The organism is Streptomyces sp. NPDC096324 (assembly GCF_044763015.1).
GTDB lineage: Bacteria > Actinomycetota > Actinomycetes > Streptomycetales > Streptomycetaceae > Streptomyces.
In genome coordinates, this window is record NZ_JBIWFK010000006.1 from 343891 (window position 1) to 361858 (window position 17968).

Genomic DNA, 17968 nt, shown 5'->3' on the forward strand with positions numbered 1-17968 from the left:
GAGCTGTGTCGTGCGCGGCAGAACGAGGCCGGCACGTTCGACAGCGGGATGCGTGGCGGAAGGTGCCGGGGCCCGTTCCGGAGGTCGTCCGGGCCCCGGCGGTGTGTCAGCGGCGGCGGCCGGGTCGCATCGCGAACTCCTCGAACCGGGGCCCGCCGCCCTCCCGAACCTGCTGCCAGACCCTTCGGTACAGGTCCGCGACCGGTTCGGTCGGCACGATCACGGCGAGCAGGGCTTCCTCGTTCCACAGCAGGTCGTCGTACAGCGGCCGCTTCCACTGCTCCAGCGGGACGCGCGGAGCCTTCGGCACCACCCAGCCGCCGGGCAGGAACAGCGAACGCCCGGCCCTGGTGCGGCTGGCCTCCACCACCAGGTCGGTGGCGGCCAGTTCGGCACGGGCCGCCTTGAGACGGGCCGGCTTCCATCCCGTCCAGCGGGCCGTCATGCGGTCCGTCGGGTCGGGCATGGCGAGCAGCATGAGGTAGAGCGCGGCGGCGTCCTCACCGAGGCCGTACTCCTTGGCGGCCTCCGTCACCAGGTCCGGAACCGAGCGGGTCGGGTCCTGAGGCCACCAGGTGCCGTCCTCGGCCCGCTCGCCCGCCCGCGGGTCGCCCGGATCGGCGAGCAGCGCCTCGAAGCGGGCGGAACGGGCCAGCCGCAGGGCCACCTCCACCTGGTAGGGGCGCTGGCCGTCGACGCGCAGCGCGGGCAGGTACGGGTCCTGACCCGCCTCGTCGAGCAGGGAGACCCGCAGGGCGGGGGAGGGCTGGTCGTCGTGCGTGGCGAGGACGACGGCGCCGTAGCGTTCGTATCCCTTGCCGACCTCGGTCGGTGCGCCCGCCGTCTTCCGGAAGGCGGTCATGCTGACGTACTGGTTGAGGTCGAGCATCAGCCCCGGGTGGGACAGCCGGTCGCGGACGGCGTCGAGCGCTGCGGGCAGCGCGGCACGGATCGGATCGCCGGCGGGCAGCCGGTGGGCGAGCCAGGCGGCGAGTCCGACGAAGCCCATCAGGACCGGCCCGCCGAATCCGGCCCCGTCCGTGTCGACGCACTTGACCCGGTCACCGTCGACTGCCCACTCCAGGTCACGGGTGAGCCGGGGCTCACCGGCCGGGTCCAGCAGGGCCGGCAGTGCCTGGCGGACGTTCCACTGCCCGTGCTTGAAGGCGCGGATCGCGTCGCTGAGCAACTCCTCGGGCACGGCGGCCCGTCGGCCCACCCTGGTGTTCCAGACCTCGGCCGCTGCGGCCCAGTCCGGACCCTCGGTCCACAGACGGGCGGGTTCGGCGGGCAGCAGCGCGGCCACGACCGCGGCACGGGCCGCCGGGTCCACCTGGTGCAGCTCCTCCTTGGCGACGGCCGCCGCGGCGGCCTTCACGCCGATGGCCGCGCATGCCTGTGCGGTCAGGAACGAGCGTTCGTAGACGTCGACCTGGGGCAGACCGGCCACGATCAGCCGGGCCATGGTGTCGGTGATGCCCGTCAGGCGTGCGAACTCCTCGGCCGCCTGCGGGAACCAGGGCGCCGGGCCGCGTGCGGACAGCTCCGCGAGGAACGCGCCGAGGCGGCCCGCGTGCGCGTCCCCGCCCAGCGGGGCCGATGCCCGGAGTTCGTAGGGCTCCGGGGTCGCGAAGCGCACGGACGGATCGTGGAAGAAGCCGGTGAAGACGCAGCCGTCCTCGTCCTGCGACAGGCGTCCCATCACGGCGATGAAGGAACCGCCGCCGAGCGGCAGCACCCCGTTCCAGGCGCCTTCGCGCCACTCGCCCGACGGGGTGCGCAGCACGCCCGCTCCCAGGCGCAGTTCCACCGCGCGCCAGTGCGAGGACTCGGCCGCCGACGCGAGGTCCAGGGCGTCGAACTCGGCGAGCAGTACTCGCAGGGCCGCACGGTGGTCGTCGTGGGTGGTGCAGGCCGCTGTCCGGAAGGCCAGGGCGGGCACGCGGGCGAGCAGCGTCTCCAGATGCGGCTGGCCGACGGGAATCCGTCGTCCGTCCAGGTGGAGGAGCGCCGCCGGTCCCTCGGCGGCGGGAGCGTCGGAGAGCGCGGCCGCCCGCCTCATCTCGCGGAGGGCACGGAAGACGGTGTCGGCCTCGTCGTCCCGGTTCCACCAGGAACGGGTCGTTCCGCACAGGCCGTTCGTGGCGTCGAGGAGCACGGTGTCCGGCGGTCCGGCCGGGCCCTCCTCCTGCGGGCCGCCGTCGAGGGCGCGGGTGAGGCGGGCGGCCACCGCGTCCAGGACGGCCTGCTGACCGCCCGCGTGCCGGACGACACCGGCGATCCCCGCGACCAGCGCGTCGTGGGTGACCGGGAGGTGGGAACGGATCGCTTCGAGGAGGACGTCCTTGTCCTCTTCGCCCGCGGCGGACAGCAGGGCCGCCGCCGTGTCGCGGTCGATGTGCCGCAGTGCCGCGGAGCCCTCGGGATCGCGGGCTGTCAGACACTCCCAGTACTGCACCGGCGGCAGCAGCAGCGAGCCCTCGCCGAAGGCTCCGGGCGCGCGGTCGGTCTTGGCCACGGAGGTGACGACTCCGTCCGCGTCCACGACGGCGAGGCTCCAGCTCTCGCGGACGATCGCCCGCGCCTCTTGCGCGCCGGGGAAGACCACCAGCGTCGAGGGGCGGCCGGCGTCCGCGGGCAGGGTGACGGTGTGTCCGGCCAGGTCCTGGGCGCGCACGGAGCCGTCGGGGAGTTTCACCATGCGCAGGCCGACCAGACCGTCCACGGGCGCGGAGGCGGGGGTGGCGCCGGCGGTCGGTGACGGGCTCAGCCGGCCCCCGCCGAACGTGCTGCCCTCGGGGGCGTCCCGGAGGGCGTCGGTGAAGAAGGCGGGCCTGCTCGCGCGGCCGTGTTCACCCGTCGCCGGGTCGTACTCGTGCCAGTCGTGCGCGCCGCCGTCCGAGCACCACACCCAGTACGAGACGCCGTCGCAGAGCAGTTGCCGTTCCTCGGGCAGGGTGGTGTCCCCGGCGTGCAGGACGCCGCCGCCGGTCGTGCGGCCGCCGCCGGGCAGCGGCAGGGTGATCGGTCCGTGGCCCTGGTACCAGTCCATCCGGATGCCGCGGGTGTTCCGCGCGCCTTCCAGGGACACCGGGCGGTCGGGGCGGGGGTGCCAGTAGCCGCGCAGGCCGTCGTTGCGGTCGTTCCAGTAGACGAGAAGCTCTCCGTCCACGTGGTGGAAGCCCGGATCGCCCCAGCTGCCGTTCCCCGGGAGCCGCAGGTCGTGGGTGAGCAGCGTGCCCTCGGCGCCGATCACCCGCGCCTGGGCGGCCCCGGCCACGATGAGGTGCGGCCAGGCGTCGGCGACGACCACGTCCTCGATGTCGGCCTTGGGGACCAGGGAGGCGATCGCGTCCTCCCAGGCGGGCCAGCCGAGTTCGTCGAAGAGTCCCGCCCGCAGGGTGCGCGCCAGGACCGGGGCGAGGTCGGTGCCGGCGGCGGCCCGCACCTCGTCCTCGGCCAGCGCCAGCGCTTCGGCGGGCAGCCACTTCAACCGGGCCAGTGCGTCGGGCAGTTGAGGCAGGCCGACCGCGGTGAAGCGCCGTACGACCGTACGCACCCAGTCCGCGAGCAGCGGACCGCCGCCCGGGGACGAGGCGAGGAGGGCGATCGCCCGCAGCGACTGGTCGTCGTTGCCGAACCGGTCCGCGCCCTGCCGGAAGGCGCCGTGGAAGCGGCTGTCGGCGGCCACCGACACCAGGTCTCGGCGCCCCTCTCCGAGGGCCCACTGCGTCAGCAGCAGCGCGTCGCCCTTCCGCGGAGCGGCCACTGGAACGTCGAGCGACAGCAGCAGGTCGATCAGGTCGAGATCGTGAACAACCCTCAACGTGGCACCGGAGTCGGCGAGTTCGGTCCGCAGCCGGTCCGCCGTCCGTTCCACCAGCGGATACAGCTCGGCCATGCGACTGGGGTCACGCCAGGACCGGGCCCGCTGGCGGTAGTTGAGGAAGCGCTCCAGCCAGCCCGCGGCACCGTCCTGCGGCCGCTGCTCATCGGGCAGGGAGGCGTCCCACAGTCCGGCGGTGGCGCCGGCGGCCTCCAGCAGCTCCAGCCACATCGTGGGCATGTCGCTGTCGTGAGCGGCGGGCATCAGATCGAGCAGGACGCCCCGCACGCGCGGCTCGCGCGTGGCCAGGGCGACCAGCGCCGTGCGGTGTCCCTTCCACCAGCCGGCCGCCGCGCGCAGGGTCGCCGGCAGCGTGAGGAGCTCGGAGACGTACTCCTGCTCGGCGAGATTCGCGTCCCGGCCGGCCGCGCGGGCCAGCTTGCGCAGGTCGTTCGCCATCTGCGCCGACGGCGGCAGCCCGCCCGCCGTCCGGCGCAGGCACAGCCGGGTGAAGCGCCGCAGCGCGTCCTCGGCCGGCACCCGCGCCGCCAGCTCCCTGGCGTACGCCGAGAGCACCTTGACCGGGAGGGCCCCTGCGAGCGCGAACTCCAGGAACACGGCGTCCAGCCGCTCCTCCTGCACCGCCAGACCGTGTTCCGCCTCGGCCTTGCGGGCCCGGGTGAAGAGCTGGGCCGCGTAGGTCGCGTTCTCCTCCGCGAGGAACACCCGTCCGGCCTGTTCGTAGAATGTCGGCAGGAAGTGCGGCACCGAGGCCGCCAGCCGCTCCCCGAGCTCCACGAAGGCGTCGAGCGCGGCTTTCGGGCGGGACTTGGCCTGGCGCCCGGCCCGCTCCAGGTCCGGGACCACACGCAGAGCGTGGTGGCCGTCCTTCGGGTGGTGCACCAGCACCCATTCGGGAAAGCCCAGTGACTGGCGCGGTCCGACGCCGACGACGACGGGTTCGGCGTCCTGCTCCAGACCGAGGAACCCGGCGGCCAGGTCCTCCGCTGCTCCCAGCTCGCCCGCGACCAGCCGGACCACCACCCGGTCGTCCAGGCCCGGGTGACGGTACGTCCGCGCCGTCAGCGGCACCCCCAGTTCGCCGGCACCCTCCGTGTCGGGCGGCAGCACCGCGCCCGCCGTCAGCAGTTCCCCGTACGACACCTGCGTCCCCCCGCTCATGCGTTCTTGCCTTCCTCGATGACGCGGCCCGCGTACAGCGCCGCGGCCATGCGCATCCCCTCCGACCAGGCGACCGGTCCCACCTCGCCGAGCGGCAGGGCGCGGCCGTCGTGGTCCCGCCAGGTGAGCGATCCGGTCTCGACCTCGCTGTCCCAGTACGGCTCCCCGATCCACACCGAGGATTCGAGGGTGCGTCCGCCGTCCCGCACGCGGGCGGTCGCGTACCCCCCGGACACGCGGTAGCCGAGCGAACTGGCCCGTGCGGCGAGGGCGAAGCGGGAGCGGAAGGAACCCCCGGCGAAGTCCCTCACCTCGGTGGCCTTGGCACGAAGGTCCTCGGGCTGCCGCCAAGTGGCCCGGTGGATCTGCTCGACACCCTGGACGATGCCGAGTTCGGCCGCGAAGTCACGCAGATCATCGAGGTCCGCGAGGAGAACCGGGTGCGGCAGCGTCACCGTGCGCGGGGCTATCCGGACCGTCTCGCCGTCCAGGTCCACCAGCATCAGTTCGCCGGTGTCGGTGGCGCCGCGCAGGAAGCCCACGTCGTCGGGGTCGTCGCCGACCACCACCAGATCGCGCAGCGCGGACTGCCAGGCCTCGTCCGGCCACACCCGGGCCAGCAACCCGGTCGGCACGGGCAGCGACGACACCATCCACGCGTCGACCTGTGCCACACACGCCGCGGCATGACGGTCCAGCCACTCGGCGAAGCGCCGCAGCCGGTCCACCTCCGGGTGGTCCTTCAGCGCGCGCGGCAGCGACTTGAGCTGCCGCCCCGCCGACCGGCCCGAGGTGGCACGCGCCGCCACCCGCCCCTCCACAAGGGCGACTTCATACCCGTCACCCGCCGACACCCACCCCACGAGCACAGCCTTCCGCGTCAAGAACACCAGATGAAAGCACAGTTCACCCAGGTCAGTCCGTCCCGGGTGGAGTGCGACTATGCAGCGAACGCTAGCGTCGGCCACTGACAATCGGCCCCGCAGCCCCACAGATCCCGGCCGCCGCACCCGACGGTGTCCCCCGCCGATATCGTGCCGGAGGTGAGCAACTCGTATGCGGGACTTGACGATGCCGCGGTCGCGGCAGCCGCGGCCTGTGCCGGGGCGGACGTGGTGCGGGCCCTGTACGGGCGGCGCCTCGCGCGGATCGACAAGGGCGGCGGAGACTTCGCGACCACCGCCGATGTGGAGGCGGAGAAGACCATTCTCGGCATCCTTCGCGAGGCCCGGCCCGATGACGCCGTGCTCGGAGAGGAGAGCGGGCCGCAGGGTGCGGCGGGGGCCGCGCGTCAGTGGCTGGTGGACCCCCTGTGCGGCACGCTGAACTACGCGGCCGGCACCATGCTGGTGGCCGTGAACGTGGCGCTGCGCGGCGGTGCCGCCGCAGTTGCCGACCCGTTCGGCGGCGAGGTCTACTTCACCGATGGCGAGACCGCGTGGGTACGGCGTGACGGTGCCGACGCCCGGCTGGTGCCCTCGTCCGCCACAGGGCTCGTGGACGTCAACCTGGACCCGCCGTTCCCGGGAGCGCCCGGGTTCCGCGCCGTGGACCTGCTGGCGCGGCCGGCCTTCGTGGAACGCTTCCGGCCCCGGGTCGGGTCCACCACACTGGCCCTGAGCTGGGTCGCCGCCGGCAAGCGGGCCGCGTACGTGACGGACGGCGGCGACCTGTCCGGGAGCGTGCACTTCGCCGCCGGCATCGCGCTGTGCGAGGCGGCGGGCTGCGTCGTCACCGGGATCGACGGTGCCCCGATCGGGCCGACGGGCCGGGGCGTGGTGGTGGCCGCCGACGCCGAGACGCACCACCTGCTGATGTCGATGATCGGGAAGCCACGGCCGCGCGTGTGAACGACTACCCGGAACAGGCTCCGGACGGTGACATGAAATCTGAGGTGCCCCGGTCCTGGCTCGCTGCCCACTGGCGGGCCAGGAACGCGTTCCGGCAATCGGTCATCGGGAGCTGACACCCGCACGGATCCGACGGCTCGGCTACGGGCCTTCGCCCGCGCCGTCCGGTTGTCTGCCGGCCTCCGCACGGGAGGTCCGGGATCGTTCGCGACGACTCCTGGACAGCCGGACCCCGTCGTGCTGTCATGTCCGCGGCGCCATTTCCAACGTTGTAGAAGTCGGACAACGTTGTCGCACTGCGAGCGGACCCCTTATCGGAAGGCAGGTCACCTGCATGTCAGTGAGCAGACGGAAAGTCCTCGCCCTGGGCTCCGGAGCGCTGGGCGCCGCGGCGCTCGGCGGCCCGTTCGCGGGGTCCGCGGCCGCGGCGCCCCAGCCGCGAGCGGAGACGGCGCCGGCCGACGCCTTCCAGAAGCTGCCGCCCGGAAGCGTGGTCGCCCGCGGGTGGCTCGCCGGCCAACTCCGGCTGCAGCTCGCCGGTTTGTGCGGCACGTACGAGAATCTCTCGCACTTCCTCGACTTCTCCACGACCGGCTGGGTGCATCCCGAGCACGACGCCTGGGAGGAGGTGCCGTACTGGCTGCGCGGCTACATCCCGCTGGCCATCGCCACCGGCGACCAGCACGCGCTCACGCGATCGCGTGAGTGGGTGGACGGGATCCTCGCGACCCAGCAGAGCGACGGCTTCTTCGGGCCCCGCGGCTTACGCACGGCACTCAACGGGGGACCGGACTTCTGGCCCTTCCTGCCGCTTCTGCAAGCACTGCGGACGCATGAGGAGTACACCCACGACACGCGGATCGTGCCGTTCCTCGTCCGCTTCCTCCGCTTCATGAACGCCCAGGGGCCCGGCGCGTTCAACACGAGCTGGGTGTCCTACCGTTGGGGCGACGGCCTGGACATCGCCGTATGGCTCCACCGCCGGACCGGCGAGGCGTTCCTGCTCGACCTCGCCGCCAAGATGCACGGCTACGGCGCCGACTGGACCGGAGCCACCCCGAGCCGGCACAACGTGAACATCGCCCAGGGCTTCCGGGAACCCGCCCAGTACGGACAACTGACCGGCTCCGCCGACCTCGTGAGCGCCACGTACCGGGCCTACGACACCGTGATGGGCTCCTACGGGCGGTTCCCCGGCGGCGGGTTGGCCGGGGACGAGAACTACCGACCCGGATTCGCCGACCCACGGCAGGGCTTCGAGACCTGCGGCATCGTCGAATTCATGGCCAGCCACGAGCTGTTGACCAGGATCACCGGGGACCCGGTCTGGGCGGACCGCTGTGAGGACCTAGCCTTCAACATGCTCCCGGCCTCCCTCGATCCCGACGGCAAGTCCATTCACTACATCACCAGCGCCAACAGCGTCGACCTCGACAACCGCCCCAAGACGCAGGGGCAGTTCCAGAACGGCTTCGCCATGCAGGCCTTCCACGCCGGTGTCGACCAATACCGCTGCTGCCCTCACAACTACGGCATGGGCTGGCCCTACTTCACCGAGGAACTCTGGCTCACCGGTGCCGACGGCGGCCTGACCGCCGCGCTCTACGCCCCGAGCCGCGTCAAGGCGGTGGTCGCCGGGGGAACGACGGTCACCGTCACCGAGGAAACGGGATACCCCTTCCAGGACACGATCACCCTCACCGTCTCCACACCCCGTCCGGTGCGCTTCCCCCTGCGACTGCGCGTGCCCGGCTGGTGCACGGGTCCCCAACTACAGGTCAACGGAACGACGGTCGCCGCCTCGGACGGCCCGTCCTGGGCACGGATCGACCGCACCTGGCGCGAGGGCGACATCGTGCGCCTGCGGTTGCCTCAGAAGGCCCGACTCCGTTCATGGCCCGGCCAGCACGGCGCGGTCAGCGCCGAACGAGGCCCCCTCACCTACTCGTTGAAGATCGGCGAACGCTACGACCGGTACGCGGGAGACGACGCGTTCCCCGCGTACGAGGTCCACGCGACCACGGGATGGAACTACGGCCTTCTGCCGCAGACCCCGCTGACTCCGGCGCAGATCGGCACCGTCGTTCCGGACCAGCCCTTCACACCCGGCACCACGCCCGTGTCCCTCTCGGCGCAGGCCCGGAAGATCCCGGAGTGGGTCGCGGACGACGAACATGTCGTGGCGCCGCTGCAGGACTCTCCGGCCCGCAGCGACGCGCCGGTCGAGACGGTCACCCTCATCCCGATGGGCGCGGCGCGACTTCGTGTCACGTCCTTCCCCACGGCGGCTCCGGACGGCCGGCCCTGGACGCCGGAACCACCCTTCCGCAGACTCGCCAACAAGAACAGCGGCAAGGTCCTGGCCGTCGACGGCATGTCGACCGAGAACAGCGCACGCGTCGTGCAGTTCGACAACACCGGGACGGGCGACCACGCCTGGCAGCTCATCGACCGGGGCGACGGATGGCATCTGATCCGCAACGGCAACAGCGGCAAGGTGCTCGGCGTCGACCACATGTCCTTGGACAACAGCGCGATCGTCGTGCAGTTCGAGGACAACGGAACGGACGACCACCTGTGGACGCTCGTCGACAACGGCGACGGCTGGTACCGCATCCGGAACAAGAACAGCGGCAAGGTTCTGGGCGTCGATCACATGTCCACCGCCAACAGCGCCCAGGTGGTCCAGTACGACGACAACGGTACGGCCGATCACCTGTGGCGCTTCCTGTGAGCGACTGAGTCAGGCCCGGCGGCGGATCGGCGACGCGGTGTCCGGCCCGCCGCCGATCCAGCCCCCGCGCCGCACACGTCGTACGGGTTCTCGGCCGCCGAGTTCAGTCGAAGAGGGCCACCAGGCCGTTCACCCAGATCGCGAGGAACGCGACGACCGCCAGCAGGCATCCGGCTCCCGCAAGGAAGTCGGTGAAGGGGCTGTTCCCGCAGTCGGGCTTCGTGCCGCCGTCCGGCACGGTGTCCCATGCGACGGGATGGCCCATGGAGTCGGAGCATGCCACCCGTACCGCTTCCAACTGCCCTCTGGCGAAGGCTGTTTGGGCCAGTGACTCCGAGCCGCTCCAGCCGAGTGCGCGCATCCGCTGCTCCGGGGTGCCGTACCTGGCCTCGAAGGCCGAGGTCTCGGCCGTGTCCCGGTCCGATTCGAGATACATCCAGCGGCCCGCCTCGGCGGGCTCTCCGTAGAGGCGGTAGGTCTCGGCGAGGCGGCGCCGAAGCGTCAGGTCGTTCGGAAACGACGACACGAGTCCGCGCAGGCGCTGGCGCGCGACGGGGACCCGGCCCGCGGCCAGGTCCGCGTCGACGCGCGCCAGGGTGTCTCTCAGTGGCATGTGCCGATGATCGACTGTCGTGGCGACCGGCGTCGACTCCTTTTGATGCCTGATGCCTGATGCCTGATGCCTGATGCCTGATGCCTGATGCCTGATGCTGGGTGCTGGGCTGCCCGGTGCCGGGTGTCTGTCAGGATCGTCGTTCATGGGAATCGACATAACACCCGCTGACGTGGCCGACTTTCACCAGGTCCTGGCCGATCACTCCCGCTACTGGGGTGGGCGCGACCTTCGTTCGCTGCATCTTCTGGCATTGGTGCGGGAGTTCGGGGCCACCTGCCTGGTCGCGCGTGCCGAGGACGGGATCCGCGGCTACGTCTTCGGGTTCGTCACGCCGGACGGCACGGGGTATGCGCATCTCATCGCCACCCGGGACGACGCCCGTGGCAGCGGTCTCGGGCGCCGCCTGTACACGGCGTTCGCCGCAGCGGCCGAACTCCAGGGCGCGCGACGGTTGAAGGCGATCACCTCGGTGGAGAACACCGGCTCGATCGCCTTCCATCGCAGCGTAGGTTTCGACGTGAGGATCACCGACGACTACAACGGCCCCGGTCGCGCCATGGCCGTCTTCCGACGCGATCTGCCACTGGCGTTCTAGGAAGCCCGCGTGACCCGGTGGAACAGTCGGCCCGCGATGTCGATGCCGGTGATCACACCGTCGGCGTCGCGGGAGAAGTAGCCGCGCTGGCCCTCGAGGCCGCCCTCGGTGATGACGTACTCGTCGCCGTCGCCGGGAAGGAAGCCGATGGCCGCGGCGGGGTGGTCCGGCGGCATCTCCTCATCGGATGCCTCGCGGATCTCCGGCTTGATCCCGACGCCCAGGGTGAGCCGGGAGCCGTCGACGGCGATGTCGAGGTTCATCGCGTCGATCTCGTAGCGGCCGACGACCTGCCGGGCCCTTGCCTCGTCGTACGGGAGCGGCCGCACCGGCTTCTCGGTGACGTCGACGTAGTGATCGAGTGCCCACCGTACGACGGACTGGTTGAAGGGGTAGCCGTTCGGACCGAGGTTGGCCAGCGAGACCACCGCGAATTCTCGCTCGGGCACGATGAGCAGTTCGGCGAACTGGCCGTTGCCCGAACCTCCGTGGCCGATCCCGTGGAGGCCGTCGAAGTCGTGGAGGAACCAGCAGATGCCGAAGCCGTCGCCGAGGGTGCTGCCGCGGAGTTCCACCGTCCGCTCCCGCATGCGGTGCAGTTCGGCGGCGGGCAGCACGCCGGCACCGTCGCCGAGCTGGAACCGGGCCCAGCGCAGCAGGTCGCTGACCGAGGAGGCGAGTCCGCCGCCGGGGTTGTCGCCGCGGGCGCCCTCCTTGAACGCGTTCCAGGGCCGGGCGACGCGCAGTTCGCCGTCCTCGGCGCGGTTGTAGCCCACGGCGAACTTGCGGACCATCGCCTCGGCCAGCCCGTACACGGTGTCCGTCAGGCCCACCGGCTCCAGGACGAGCGAGGCCACGGCCTGCTCGAACGGCAGCCCCGTGACCTTCTCGACGATCCGGCCCGCGAGGTTGTAGCCGGCCTGGCTGTACGAGGCACGGGTACCGGGCGGCGCGATCAGCGGTAGGCCGGGAAGCTTCGCCACCAGGCCGGCCAGTGAGCGGTCACCCTTGCCGTCGTCGATCAGATTCCAGTCCAGGCCCGATGTGTGATTCAGCAGGTTGAGGACGGTGATCCGCGCCGCGGCCTCATCGTCGGCGAGCCGCAGTCCGGGGACGTACCGCCTTACCGGCGCGTCCAGGTCCACCTTTCCCTCGGCGACCAGGCGCATCAGCGCGGTCGCGGTGAAGGTCTTGGAGACCGAGGCCACGGGGAACAGCGTGTTCTCGTCCACCGGCAGCGGGTTGGCGAGGCTCGTCACACCGTGCGAGGCGTACATCTCCCGGCCCTCCAGGAGGACCCCGACGGCGGCACCGGGGACACCGAGCTCCGTGGCCTGCGACGAGACGAACTCCGCCAGTTTGTCCTGCGACATCTCTCCCCCTCGGATTCCTTGAACTAAGTACAAGAAGGAGCGTAGAGACGACTTGAACAAAGTGCAAGGAGTCCCATGAACTAAGTTCAAGTAAGGTTGTCGCCATGCCGCGAGACACGCTGACCGCAGACCGGATCGTTCGTGCCGCCATCGAGCTGCTCGACGACGAGGGCCTGGACGGCCTCAACATGCGCAGCCTCGCGCAACGGCTCGGCTCGGCCGCCACGGCCGTCTACTGGCACATCAAGAACAAGGACGACCTGGTCCGGCTCGCCGGCGACGCGGTCTGGGGCGAGGTCGAGGTGCCCGACCTGGACACCACGGACTGGCGTACGGCCGCCGCCGCCCACGCCACCGGCGTGTACGCGATGCTCGGCCGGCATCCCTGGCTCGTCCAGGCGTTCGGCAGTCATCTTCTCTACGGATCGGCCCAGGCCCGGCACAACGACTTCAGCCTGGCCGTCTACGAGAAGGCCGGCTTCGCCGCAGCGGACGCGGACCGGGCGGCCGCCGCGGCCCTCGCGTTCGTGCTCGGCAGTACCCTCGGGCCCGCCGCGCAGGTGTCGTTGAACCGCCGGCTGAACAAGAGCGGCGAGGACGCGGAGGAGCTGATGGCCGACACCATGCGACGCGCCACCGAGACCGCCAGGCAATTCCCGCACCTGCGGAAACGCCTCGACACCACGGCCGCCACGGAGTACGCCGGAGCACCCGACCGTTCCTTCGAGTTCGGGCTCCCGTCCCTGCTCGACGGTTTCGAGGCCCGCCTGGCGGCCGACCGTGTCGGCGAGGCCGGCTGATCCGCGTCCGGTCCGGCGACGGATTCGTCCGCGACGACGCCCCCGAGGAGCATCGCGCTCGCATGGCCATGACCTTCATCGGGTCGAGCGCGGGTGCTGCGACACGTCAGCCCCTCGGAGCTCGTAGCTCGATTTTGTGGTCCCAGACAGAGAGCACTGATGCTCACTTCGCGGAGTCGGACCAAGTCGCCACGAGCGCCCGCCTATCTGGAAAGCGGGGACCCGGGACTGTCTCTCGGGTGGATTCACCGTTGAGCCAGCAGACTTGCTCGGGGGCGCCGTCGCCGGTGTCGAACAGGCAGCACACTCCTCCGCTGTCGGCGGTGAGATCGGTGAACACTTTCCCGATGTTGGCCGACCGCGCGAACAAGCGGCTCATGCCCGATGTCGCCGCCCAGCACTCCACCGACGTGTAGCCAGGGTGCAGAAGGGACTCGAACCGGATCGTCGCGTAGATGTACCCGATCTGGATGCGCCCGTCCGCGTCGGGTTCCGGGCCGTTCGTCTGCGCGTACTCGCGAAGTGCGTCATCGACGTCGAACATGAGGGACGTGTCGAGCTCGAGCGTGCGGCTCCGGGAGCAGTCGACCGGCTCGCTCTTGAATTGGGACGTGAACGGGAGGGCGAGCCGGTCACCGCCCGGCAGGGTGATCTCAAGTGGCGGTACGGCGCGGGTCGGTGGCGCCAGCTCGGCCAGATTGGCCAACACCCTGGCGACGTTCCGAGGACGCAGATAGAGGTCGTAGCCGTAGACCAGCCCCACACTTCCCCCTGTCCCGGATCGAACCGCACCCTCTCACGCCCCGACCCACGGGCGCCCGTCGGTTTCGAGTTCGCGCCGGCACGATCCGGCGTTTGTGCAGTCCGCCACGAACGACCCGGGGGTCGTACGCCTTGTCGTCCAGCAGGGTGTCAGGGCGTCGAAAGGGATGGCCTGAGCGTCCGGCGATGTGCGGAATGCCGTCGAGGAGTGCGAGAGTCCGGAAGGCGCGGTGCGGCTGGAGCCGCTGCTCCGGGGCGCACGGCCGACGGGAGTTTCAGTCGTCTCGACCCTGCCATGTGGTCACGCAGGCTTCGTTTCCCTCCAGGTCGGCTAGTACCCAGAAGGCGGGGGCGCGGGTCGCGGACAGAAGTCGGCCGCCGGCCGCCAGCGCGGTCTCGATCCTCCGCGGGGCCTCGTCATGCGGAACGCAGATGTCGAAGTGGATGCGATTGCGCTGTGGGCGCGGCTGATCCATCTGCTGGAACCAGATGGCCGGGCCCTGCCCGACCGGGTCGACGAGTGGATCCTCCGGTCCCTCGGTGCCCGCCTCATCCGTATAGCCCAGCACCGCCTTCCAGAACGGCCGAATCCCGGCGATGTCCAGTGCGTCGATGGCGATCTCCAGAATCTGGACGGACCGCGGTGCCTCCGTTCCGATCTCGGGCTCTGCCATGAGCCCGGACCTGTCAGCGGTGGCGGTGATCTGACGCGCGAGTTCGACATCCCGGGCAGTGACCGCTGCGCGGTCCAACGACTGCAGAGTGAAGACGACCCGGTCGGGGCGGACATCGACCCGAAGGTGCCGGTCGGCGTCGTCGCCGCACACCGCGACAGTGTCGGACGCCAAGGCCGTCGCCTGAGCCAACGATCCGACCCGGACCGACGTTCGCAAAGTGCCCAGCAAGAAGCGCCACCCGTGATCCTGGACCGCCTCTGACGCTTCCTGCCGACTCAGTGTCTGCTCCATGGCCGCATCCTTGCAGCCCGCTGTCAGCCCTGCTTGCCGTTACTTCTGAAGCAGACCCCAGCCAGAACGCGGATCTCGCCTGCCAGGCATGTCGTCGTTGCGATGCTCGGGACATTTGTATGGCTCCTGGTGTGACACCTGTACTGCGGTTTGTGCGCCTCTTGACTCTGCAACGCGCGTGTCGGGCCTCCGTAGGCTTGCGGCATGTTCAAATCTCACAAACCAGGACCAGACGACGCCTGGGAAGGCATCGTCGAGGACAAGTCGCGGGGCATGCTCGACGGCGCGAACATGTACCACTTCGTCAAGGTGAGGCGCTCGGACGGCCAGTTCATGAAGGTGCGTATCGACCGTCGGCTGTGGAAGTCGATCGCGGTCGGCGACCGCATCGTGAAGGAGCCGGGAAGCGGCCCGGTCAAGGCGTAACCGCCAGGGTGCCGGACGGACGACACCACGCATGAGCAGTGCGGTCGTTGACGGCGACCCGGACCGGATCGACGCAGCCAAGCCGAGGTGGCACAGCAGAAACAGCAGTGGGCCCGTGGTGTCGGTCGGCGCCGTGGGCCTACGTGCGTATGCCGATCATCAGTCCCAGATCAGCCGCCACGAGTCGGCTGCCGCCGAGGCCGAACAGCTGGCCGGAGTGGTTCAGAAGGTGTGCTGGTGCCTGTGAACCGGTGAGTGCCACCCACGGGAACAGTGCACGAGCCGAATCGATTCGGCATGATCTATTCGGGAGATTTGCCTGAAAGTCGCACAAGTCCGGTGCCTGGACGGCAATATGGCCTGATCTTCCCTGAACCACGCATCAGAGGCCGATCCATGACCAGACCTCAGTCCCCGCCGGATCCCTACGCGAGGCCGCAGCGCCCGGTCCGGCAGGCTTCCGGTGACTCCCATCGGAGCGCGCTCGTCGTGGCCCTGATCGGTGCCGCTGCCACGATCGTCGCGGCCCTGATCGGACTGTTCGTGCAGCTGAGCGGCGATGTGGAGCAACGCGCCTCCGGACCGTCGCTCCCTGGCGCGTCGCCCGCCTCCGACGCCCCCGGCGCGCCCGAAACCTCCGTCGCTCCCCGCAGCTCCGTCGCGCCGAGCACGCCCCCGGTGTCCGAGGGGTCCGGCGGAGCCGACGGGGCCCCGGGCGCCCCGACCTCCATCGCTCCGACGCCCGTCGGGTTGCCGGAGGAGTTCCTCGGACGCTGGCAGGGGTACGCCGAAGAGGTCGACGCCGCCAGTACGGACCACTACCGCGTCACCGTGGAGCTCGACCAGGGCACACTGCGAGAGCGGGTCGGCAGCGTCCACTACGCGATGGAGTCCTCCGACTGCTACGGCACCGTGAGCCTGACCGCGGTCGGCGGTACGGATCAGGTGATCCTCGGGGAGAACATCCAGTCCGGCAACTGCGTCACGAACGGCCGCATCACCCTGACGCTGCGCCCCGGTGACACGGTGGACTTCACCTATGCGTCGACCAAGCGGGACGGCACCCGGCAGTCCGTGAGGGCGGGCCTGGAGCGCGTCGCCTGATCGGCGCGCCGATGCAGTACGACTTCTCGGGCCGCGGCGACCGCTCCAACCGTTCGGGTCAGAGGTTCCGCGACTGCGTATCGGCCGGAGACGAGGAGGGGTTCCGCGCGCTCCGGCCGCCAGGTCCGCTGCCGCCAAGTCCGCTGCCGCTAAGGGCAGTCGAAGCGAGGGGTGAAGGGGCGGCCGGGACAGGTGCGGCACTCGAAGAGATACACACCGCCGAGGTCGCCGAGCACCAGGCCCGGCCCCTCGTAGGTCACGCCTTCGTCCTCGACCGGAGTCCAGGTGCGCCGGGACAGTGCGTCGCCCTCGGTGCTTTCGACGGTCAGGAGGTGTTCCATGCGCTTCCCGCACTCCGCGCAGTCCGGCCACCTCGGGTCCTGGCTCCAGCCGGGATATCCGACCAGCTTCGTACCCGGTGCCGTGGAGAGGTGGCTCTGGTGGTCCCAGCCCGTCTCCTGCTCCAAGTCCAGGAACCTGAACTCCAGTTCGTCCCAGAGGTCATCGTCCAGGTCCCAGTACGGATACTCCGTCACCGCCTCCGGATGGACGACGCACGGACGCGGGACGTAGTTCGCCCAGACCTCGGCCGGACTCGGCGGTGCCGACAGCACCTCGCCGACCGCGTCCGCCGCACGCCGGCGCACATCAGGAATGACCCAGCGACCACCGCTGTGCTTCCGCGGGCACCACAGGACCTGGAGCAGATCGCACCCGTCGGGGAACGGAACGACGTCGGGAACAGCGACGCGGTAGATCTGGACGACCGGCACCATCGGCGCACCCTCGTGCTCCGGACACAGGGGCCACGCTTCCTCGGCCGGCCAGAGCAGAGGGCCACCCACCGAGCTGTCCCGGCAGGTCGGTTCACCCGCACGCGGGTGGAGCCTCACGGTCACTCTGCGGAGGGGCGCCAGCTCGGGAAACAGCTTCTCCACGTCCACGGGACGCGGCGGTGTATGGCGGGCCACGCCGACAGACTACGACCCCGTGGCGTAACGGCCGAGCGCTGCCGATGAGCCGGTGTGGCCGGTGCCGAACCGGTCAGGACTGCGTGGGTGCCAGTGAAGCGGCTTCCCACGTGAAGCCGTCCGGGTCGGTGAACGCCGTCGCGGTGCCGGTGAGCGCGAGCCTGTGCGAGCCGCTGCCGTCGTCGGTGACGCCGAGGTCCTTGGCCAGGCCGGCGCGCTTGTACAGCGCCAGCTTGAACCGGTCCGGCGCGTCCGCGGTGAACTCGGCGTACTTGCCGCCGAAGCTCTTCGCGACGGTCAGCCCCTGCTCGACGTAGAACTTCTTGGTCGCCTTCACGTCCGCGACGCCCAGCAGGAGCACACGCTCGTCGATGGCGCCCGTGACCGGACCGGTGTCCTTCTTCGCCGAGGTCGCGACCTTCCAGATCGTTCCGTCCGGGGCCTGGACGACGCCCCCGTAGCCCCACAGGGACTTCGACACGGGCTTGAGCGATGTGGCACCGGCCGCGAGGGCGCCGTCGACGAGGCTCACGACCTCGGCGGGCTGGGACACGGTGAGGGCCAGTGTGAATCCGCGGAAGCCGGCCGTGGGCGCCTCGGAGGCGCGGAGGCGCAGCCCGGCGCCGAGTCCGAAGGCGGTGGCGTAGAACTTCTCGGCGGCGGTCGGGTCGGCCACTTCGAGGGTGATGGATGCGATGGAAGTCATGCGGATCACGCTAGTCGCGGCCTGCCGGTGATGGCTTCTCCGATCCTGCTCGATG

Annotated in this window: 15 protein-coding genes; 7 read left to right on the forward strand and 8 right to left on the reverse strand. The window is 70.7% G+C overall.

Features of this window, described 5'->3' with window-relative positions:
• Window positions 1–106 precede the first annotated feature (106 nt).
• Entirely contained in the window at window positions 107–5008 is a 4902-nt protein-coding gene (locus ACIQ7M_RS18575; RefSeq protein ID WP_403645267.1) for a DNA-binding protein, read from the reverse strand.
• Window positions 5005–5871 carry a DUF4132 domain-containing protein gene (locus tag ACIQ7M_RS18580; protein WP_403645270.1) on the reverse strand — a complete coding sequence of 289 codons (867 nt, stop codon included), beginning with the start codon at window positions 5869–5871 and terminating at the stop codon, window positions 5005–5007. Before ACIQ7M_RS18580 ends, ACIQ7M_RS18575 begins: the two co-directional genes overlap by 4 nt.
• A gap of 180 nt (window positions 5872–6051) precedes the next feature.
• On the opposite strand from ACIQ7M_RS18580, the gene ACIQ7M_RS18585 reads away from it, so the two are divergent.
• Both ACIQ7M_RS18585 and ACIQ7M_RS18590 read left to right on the forward strand, forming a co-directional pair.
• A complete protein-coding gene (locus ACIQ7M_RS18585) occupies window positions 6052–6858 on the forward strand; it encodes an inositol monophosphatase family protein (RefSeq protein ID WP_403645273.1) in 807 nt (268 codons plus the stop codon).
• 334 nt (window positions 6859–7192) lie between these two features.
• Complete coding sequence (locus ACIQ7M_RS18590; protein WP_403645275.1) at window positions 7193–9592, forward strand: beta-L-arabinofuranosidase domain-containing protein; 2400 nt, start codon at window positions 7193–7195, stop codon at window positions 9590–9592.
• Window positions 9593–9695: 103 nt separating this feature from the next.
• On the opposite strand, the gene ACIQ7M_RS18595 is transcribed toward ACIQ7M_RS18590, so the two are convergent.
• On the reverse strand, window positions 9696–10205 hold the full coding sequence (locus ACIQ7M_RS18595; RefSeq protein ID WP_403645278.1) for a DUF6584 family protein: 510 nt from the start codon (window positions 10203–10205) through the stop codon (window positions 9696–9698).
• 145 nt (window positions 10206–10350) lie between these two features.
• On the opposite strand from ACIQ7M_RS18595, the gene ACIQ7M_RS18600 reads away from it, so the two are divergent.
• Window positions 10351–10803 (forward strand): GNAT family N-acetyltransferase, encoded by a 453-nt coding sequence (locus ACIQ7M_RS18600; RefSeq protein WP_403645281.1) that lies wholly within the window; start codon window positions 10351–10353, stop codon window positions 10801–10803.
• Here ACIQ7M_RS18600 and ACIQ7M_RS18605 read toward each other — a convergent pair.
• Window positions 10800–12176 carry a serine hydrolase domain-containing protein gene (locus ACIQ7M_RS18605; protein WP_403645284.1) on the reverse strand — a complete coding sequence of 459 codons (1377 nt, stop codon included), beginning with the start codon at window positions 12174–12176 and terminating at the stop codon, window positions 10800–10802. The two genes, ACIQ7M_RS18600 and ACIQ7M_RS18605, sit on opposite strands and share 4 nt — an antisense overlap.
• Window positions 12177–12280: 104 nt before the next feature.
• On the opposite strand from ACIQ7M_RS18605, the gene ACIQ7M_RS18610 reads away from it, so the two are divergent.
• Window positions 12281–12976: a TetR/AcrR family transcriptional regulator gene (locus ACIQ7M_RS18610; protein ID WP_403645287.1), complete on the forward strand. Its 696-nt coding sequence runs from the start codon at window positions 12281–12283 to the stop codon at window positions 12974–12976.
• Between the two features lie 163 nt (window positions 12977–13139).
• On the opposite strand, the gene ACIQ7M_RS18615 is transcribed toward ACIQ7M_RS18610, so the two are convergent.
• Window positions 13140–13739, reverse strand: a complete 600-nt coding sequence (locus ACIQ7M_RS18615; protein ID WP_403645290.1) for a hypothetical protein — start codon at window positions 13737–13739, stop codon at window positions 13140–13142.
• A 274-nt stretch (window positions 13740–14013) separates the two neighbouring features.
• On the reverse strand, window positions 14014–14706 hold the full coding sequence (locus ACIQ7M_RS18620) for a VOC family protein (protein ID WP_403645293.1): 693 nt from the start codon (window positions 14704–14706) through the stop codon (window positions 14014–14016).
• Between the two features lie 204 nt (window positions 14707–14910).
• Here ACIQ7M_RS18620 and ACIQ7M_RS18625 point away from each other — a divergent pair, with 204 nt between their 5' ends.
• The 3 genes from ACIQ7M_RS18625 (at window position 14911) to ACIQ7M_RS18635 (ending at window position 16236) form a co-directional block, all read left to right on the forward strand.
• Window positions 14911–15132 carry a hypothetical protein gene (locus ACIQ7M_RS18625; RefSeq protein WP_403645296.1) on the forward strand — a complete coding sequence of 74 codons (222 nt, stop codon included), beginning with the start codon at window positions 14911–14913 and terminating at the stop codon, window positions 15130–15132.
• Window positions 15133–15163: 31 nt separating this feature from the next.
• On the forward strand, window positions 15164–15379 hold the full coding sequence (locus tag ACIQ7M_RS18630) for a hypothetical protein (protein WP_403645299.1): 216 nt from the start codon (window positions 15164–15166) through the stop codon (window positions 15377–15379).
• 149 nt (window positions 15380–15528) lie between these two features.
• Window positions 15529–16236, forward strand: coding sequence for a hypothetical protein (locus ACIQ7M_RS18635; protein WP_403645302.1), 708 nt, complete (start codon window positions 15529–15531; stop codon window positions 16234–16236).
• A 149-nt stretch (window positions 16237–16385) separates the two neighbouring features.
• Here the strand turns inward: ACIQ7M_RS18635 and ACIQ7M_RS18640 are convergent, their stop codons facing one another.
• Both ACIQ7M_RS18640 and ACIQ7M_RS18645 read right to left on the reverse strand, forming a co-directional pair.
• A complete protein-coding gene (locus tag ACIQ7M_RS18640; protein ID WP_403645304.1) occupies window positions 16386–17012 on the reverse strand; it encodes a DUF1963 domain-containing protein in 627 nt (208 codons plus the stop codon).
• A gap of 268 nt (window positions 17013–17280) precedes the next feature.
• Complete coding sequence (locus tag ACIQ7M_RS18645) at window positions 17281–17913, reverse strand: glyoxalase (protein ID WP_403645307.1); 633 nt, start codon at window positions 17911–17913, stop codon at window positions 17281–17283.
• Window positions 17914–17968: the final 55 nt, after the last annotated feature.

Bases quoted from the DNA above. Each gene is read 5' to 3' on its own strand.
- ACIQ7M_RS18605 (WP_403645284.1), bottom strand. From the start codon at position 12,176: ATGTCGCAGGACAAACTGGCGGAGTTCGTCTCGTCGCAGGCCACGGAG.
- ACIQ7M_RS18630 (WP_403645299.1), top strand. From the start codon at position 15,164: ATGAGCAGTGCGGTCGTTGACGGCGACCCGGACCGGATCGACGCAGCC.
- ACIQ7M_RS18590 (WP_403645275.1), top strand. From the start codon at position 7,193: ATGTCAGTGAGCAGACGGAAAGTCCTCGCCCTGGGCTCCGGAGCGCTG.
- ACIQ7M_RS18620 (WP_403645293.1), bottom strand. From the start codon at position 14,706: ATGGAGCAGACACTGAGTCGGCAGGAAGCGTCAGAGGCGGTCCAGGAT.
- ACIQ7M_RS18610 (WP_403645287.1), top strand. From the start codon at position 12,281: ATGCCGCGAGACACGCTGACCGCAGACCGGATCGTTCGTGCCGCCATC.
- ACIQ7M_RS18600 (WP_403645281.1), top strand. From the start codon at position 10,351: ATGGGAATCGACATAACACCCGCTGACGTGGCCGACTTTCACCAGGTC.
- ACIQ7M_RS18645 (WP_403645307.1), bottom strand. From the start codon at position 17,913: ATGACTTCCATCGCATCCATCACCCTCGAAGTGGCCGACCCGACCGCC.
- ACIQ7M_RS18595 (WP_403645278.1), bottom strand. From the start codon at position 10,205: ATGCCACTGAGAGACACCCTGGCGCGCGTCGACGCGGACCTGGCCGCG.
- ACIQ7M_RS18625 (WP_403645296.1), top strand. From the start codon at position 14,911: ATGTTCAAATCTCACAAACCAGGACCAGACGACGCCTGGGAAGGCATC.
- ACIQ7M_RS18635 (WP_403645302.1), top strand. From the start codon at position 15,529: ATGACCAGACCTCAGTCCCCGCCGGATCCCTACGCGAGGCCGCAGCGC.
- ACIQ7M_RS18640 (WP_403645304.1), bottom strand. From the start codon at position 17,012: ATGGTGCCGGTCGTCCAGATCTACCGCGTCGCTGTTCCCGACGTCGTT.
- ACIQ7M_RS18575 (WP_403645267.1), bottom strand. From the start codon at position 5,008: ATGAGCGGGGGGACGCAGGTGTCGTACGGGGAACTGCTGACGGCGGGC.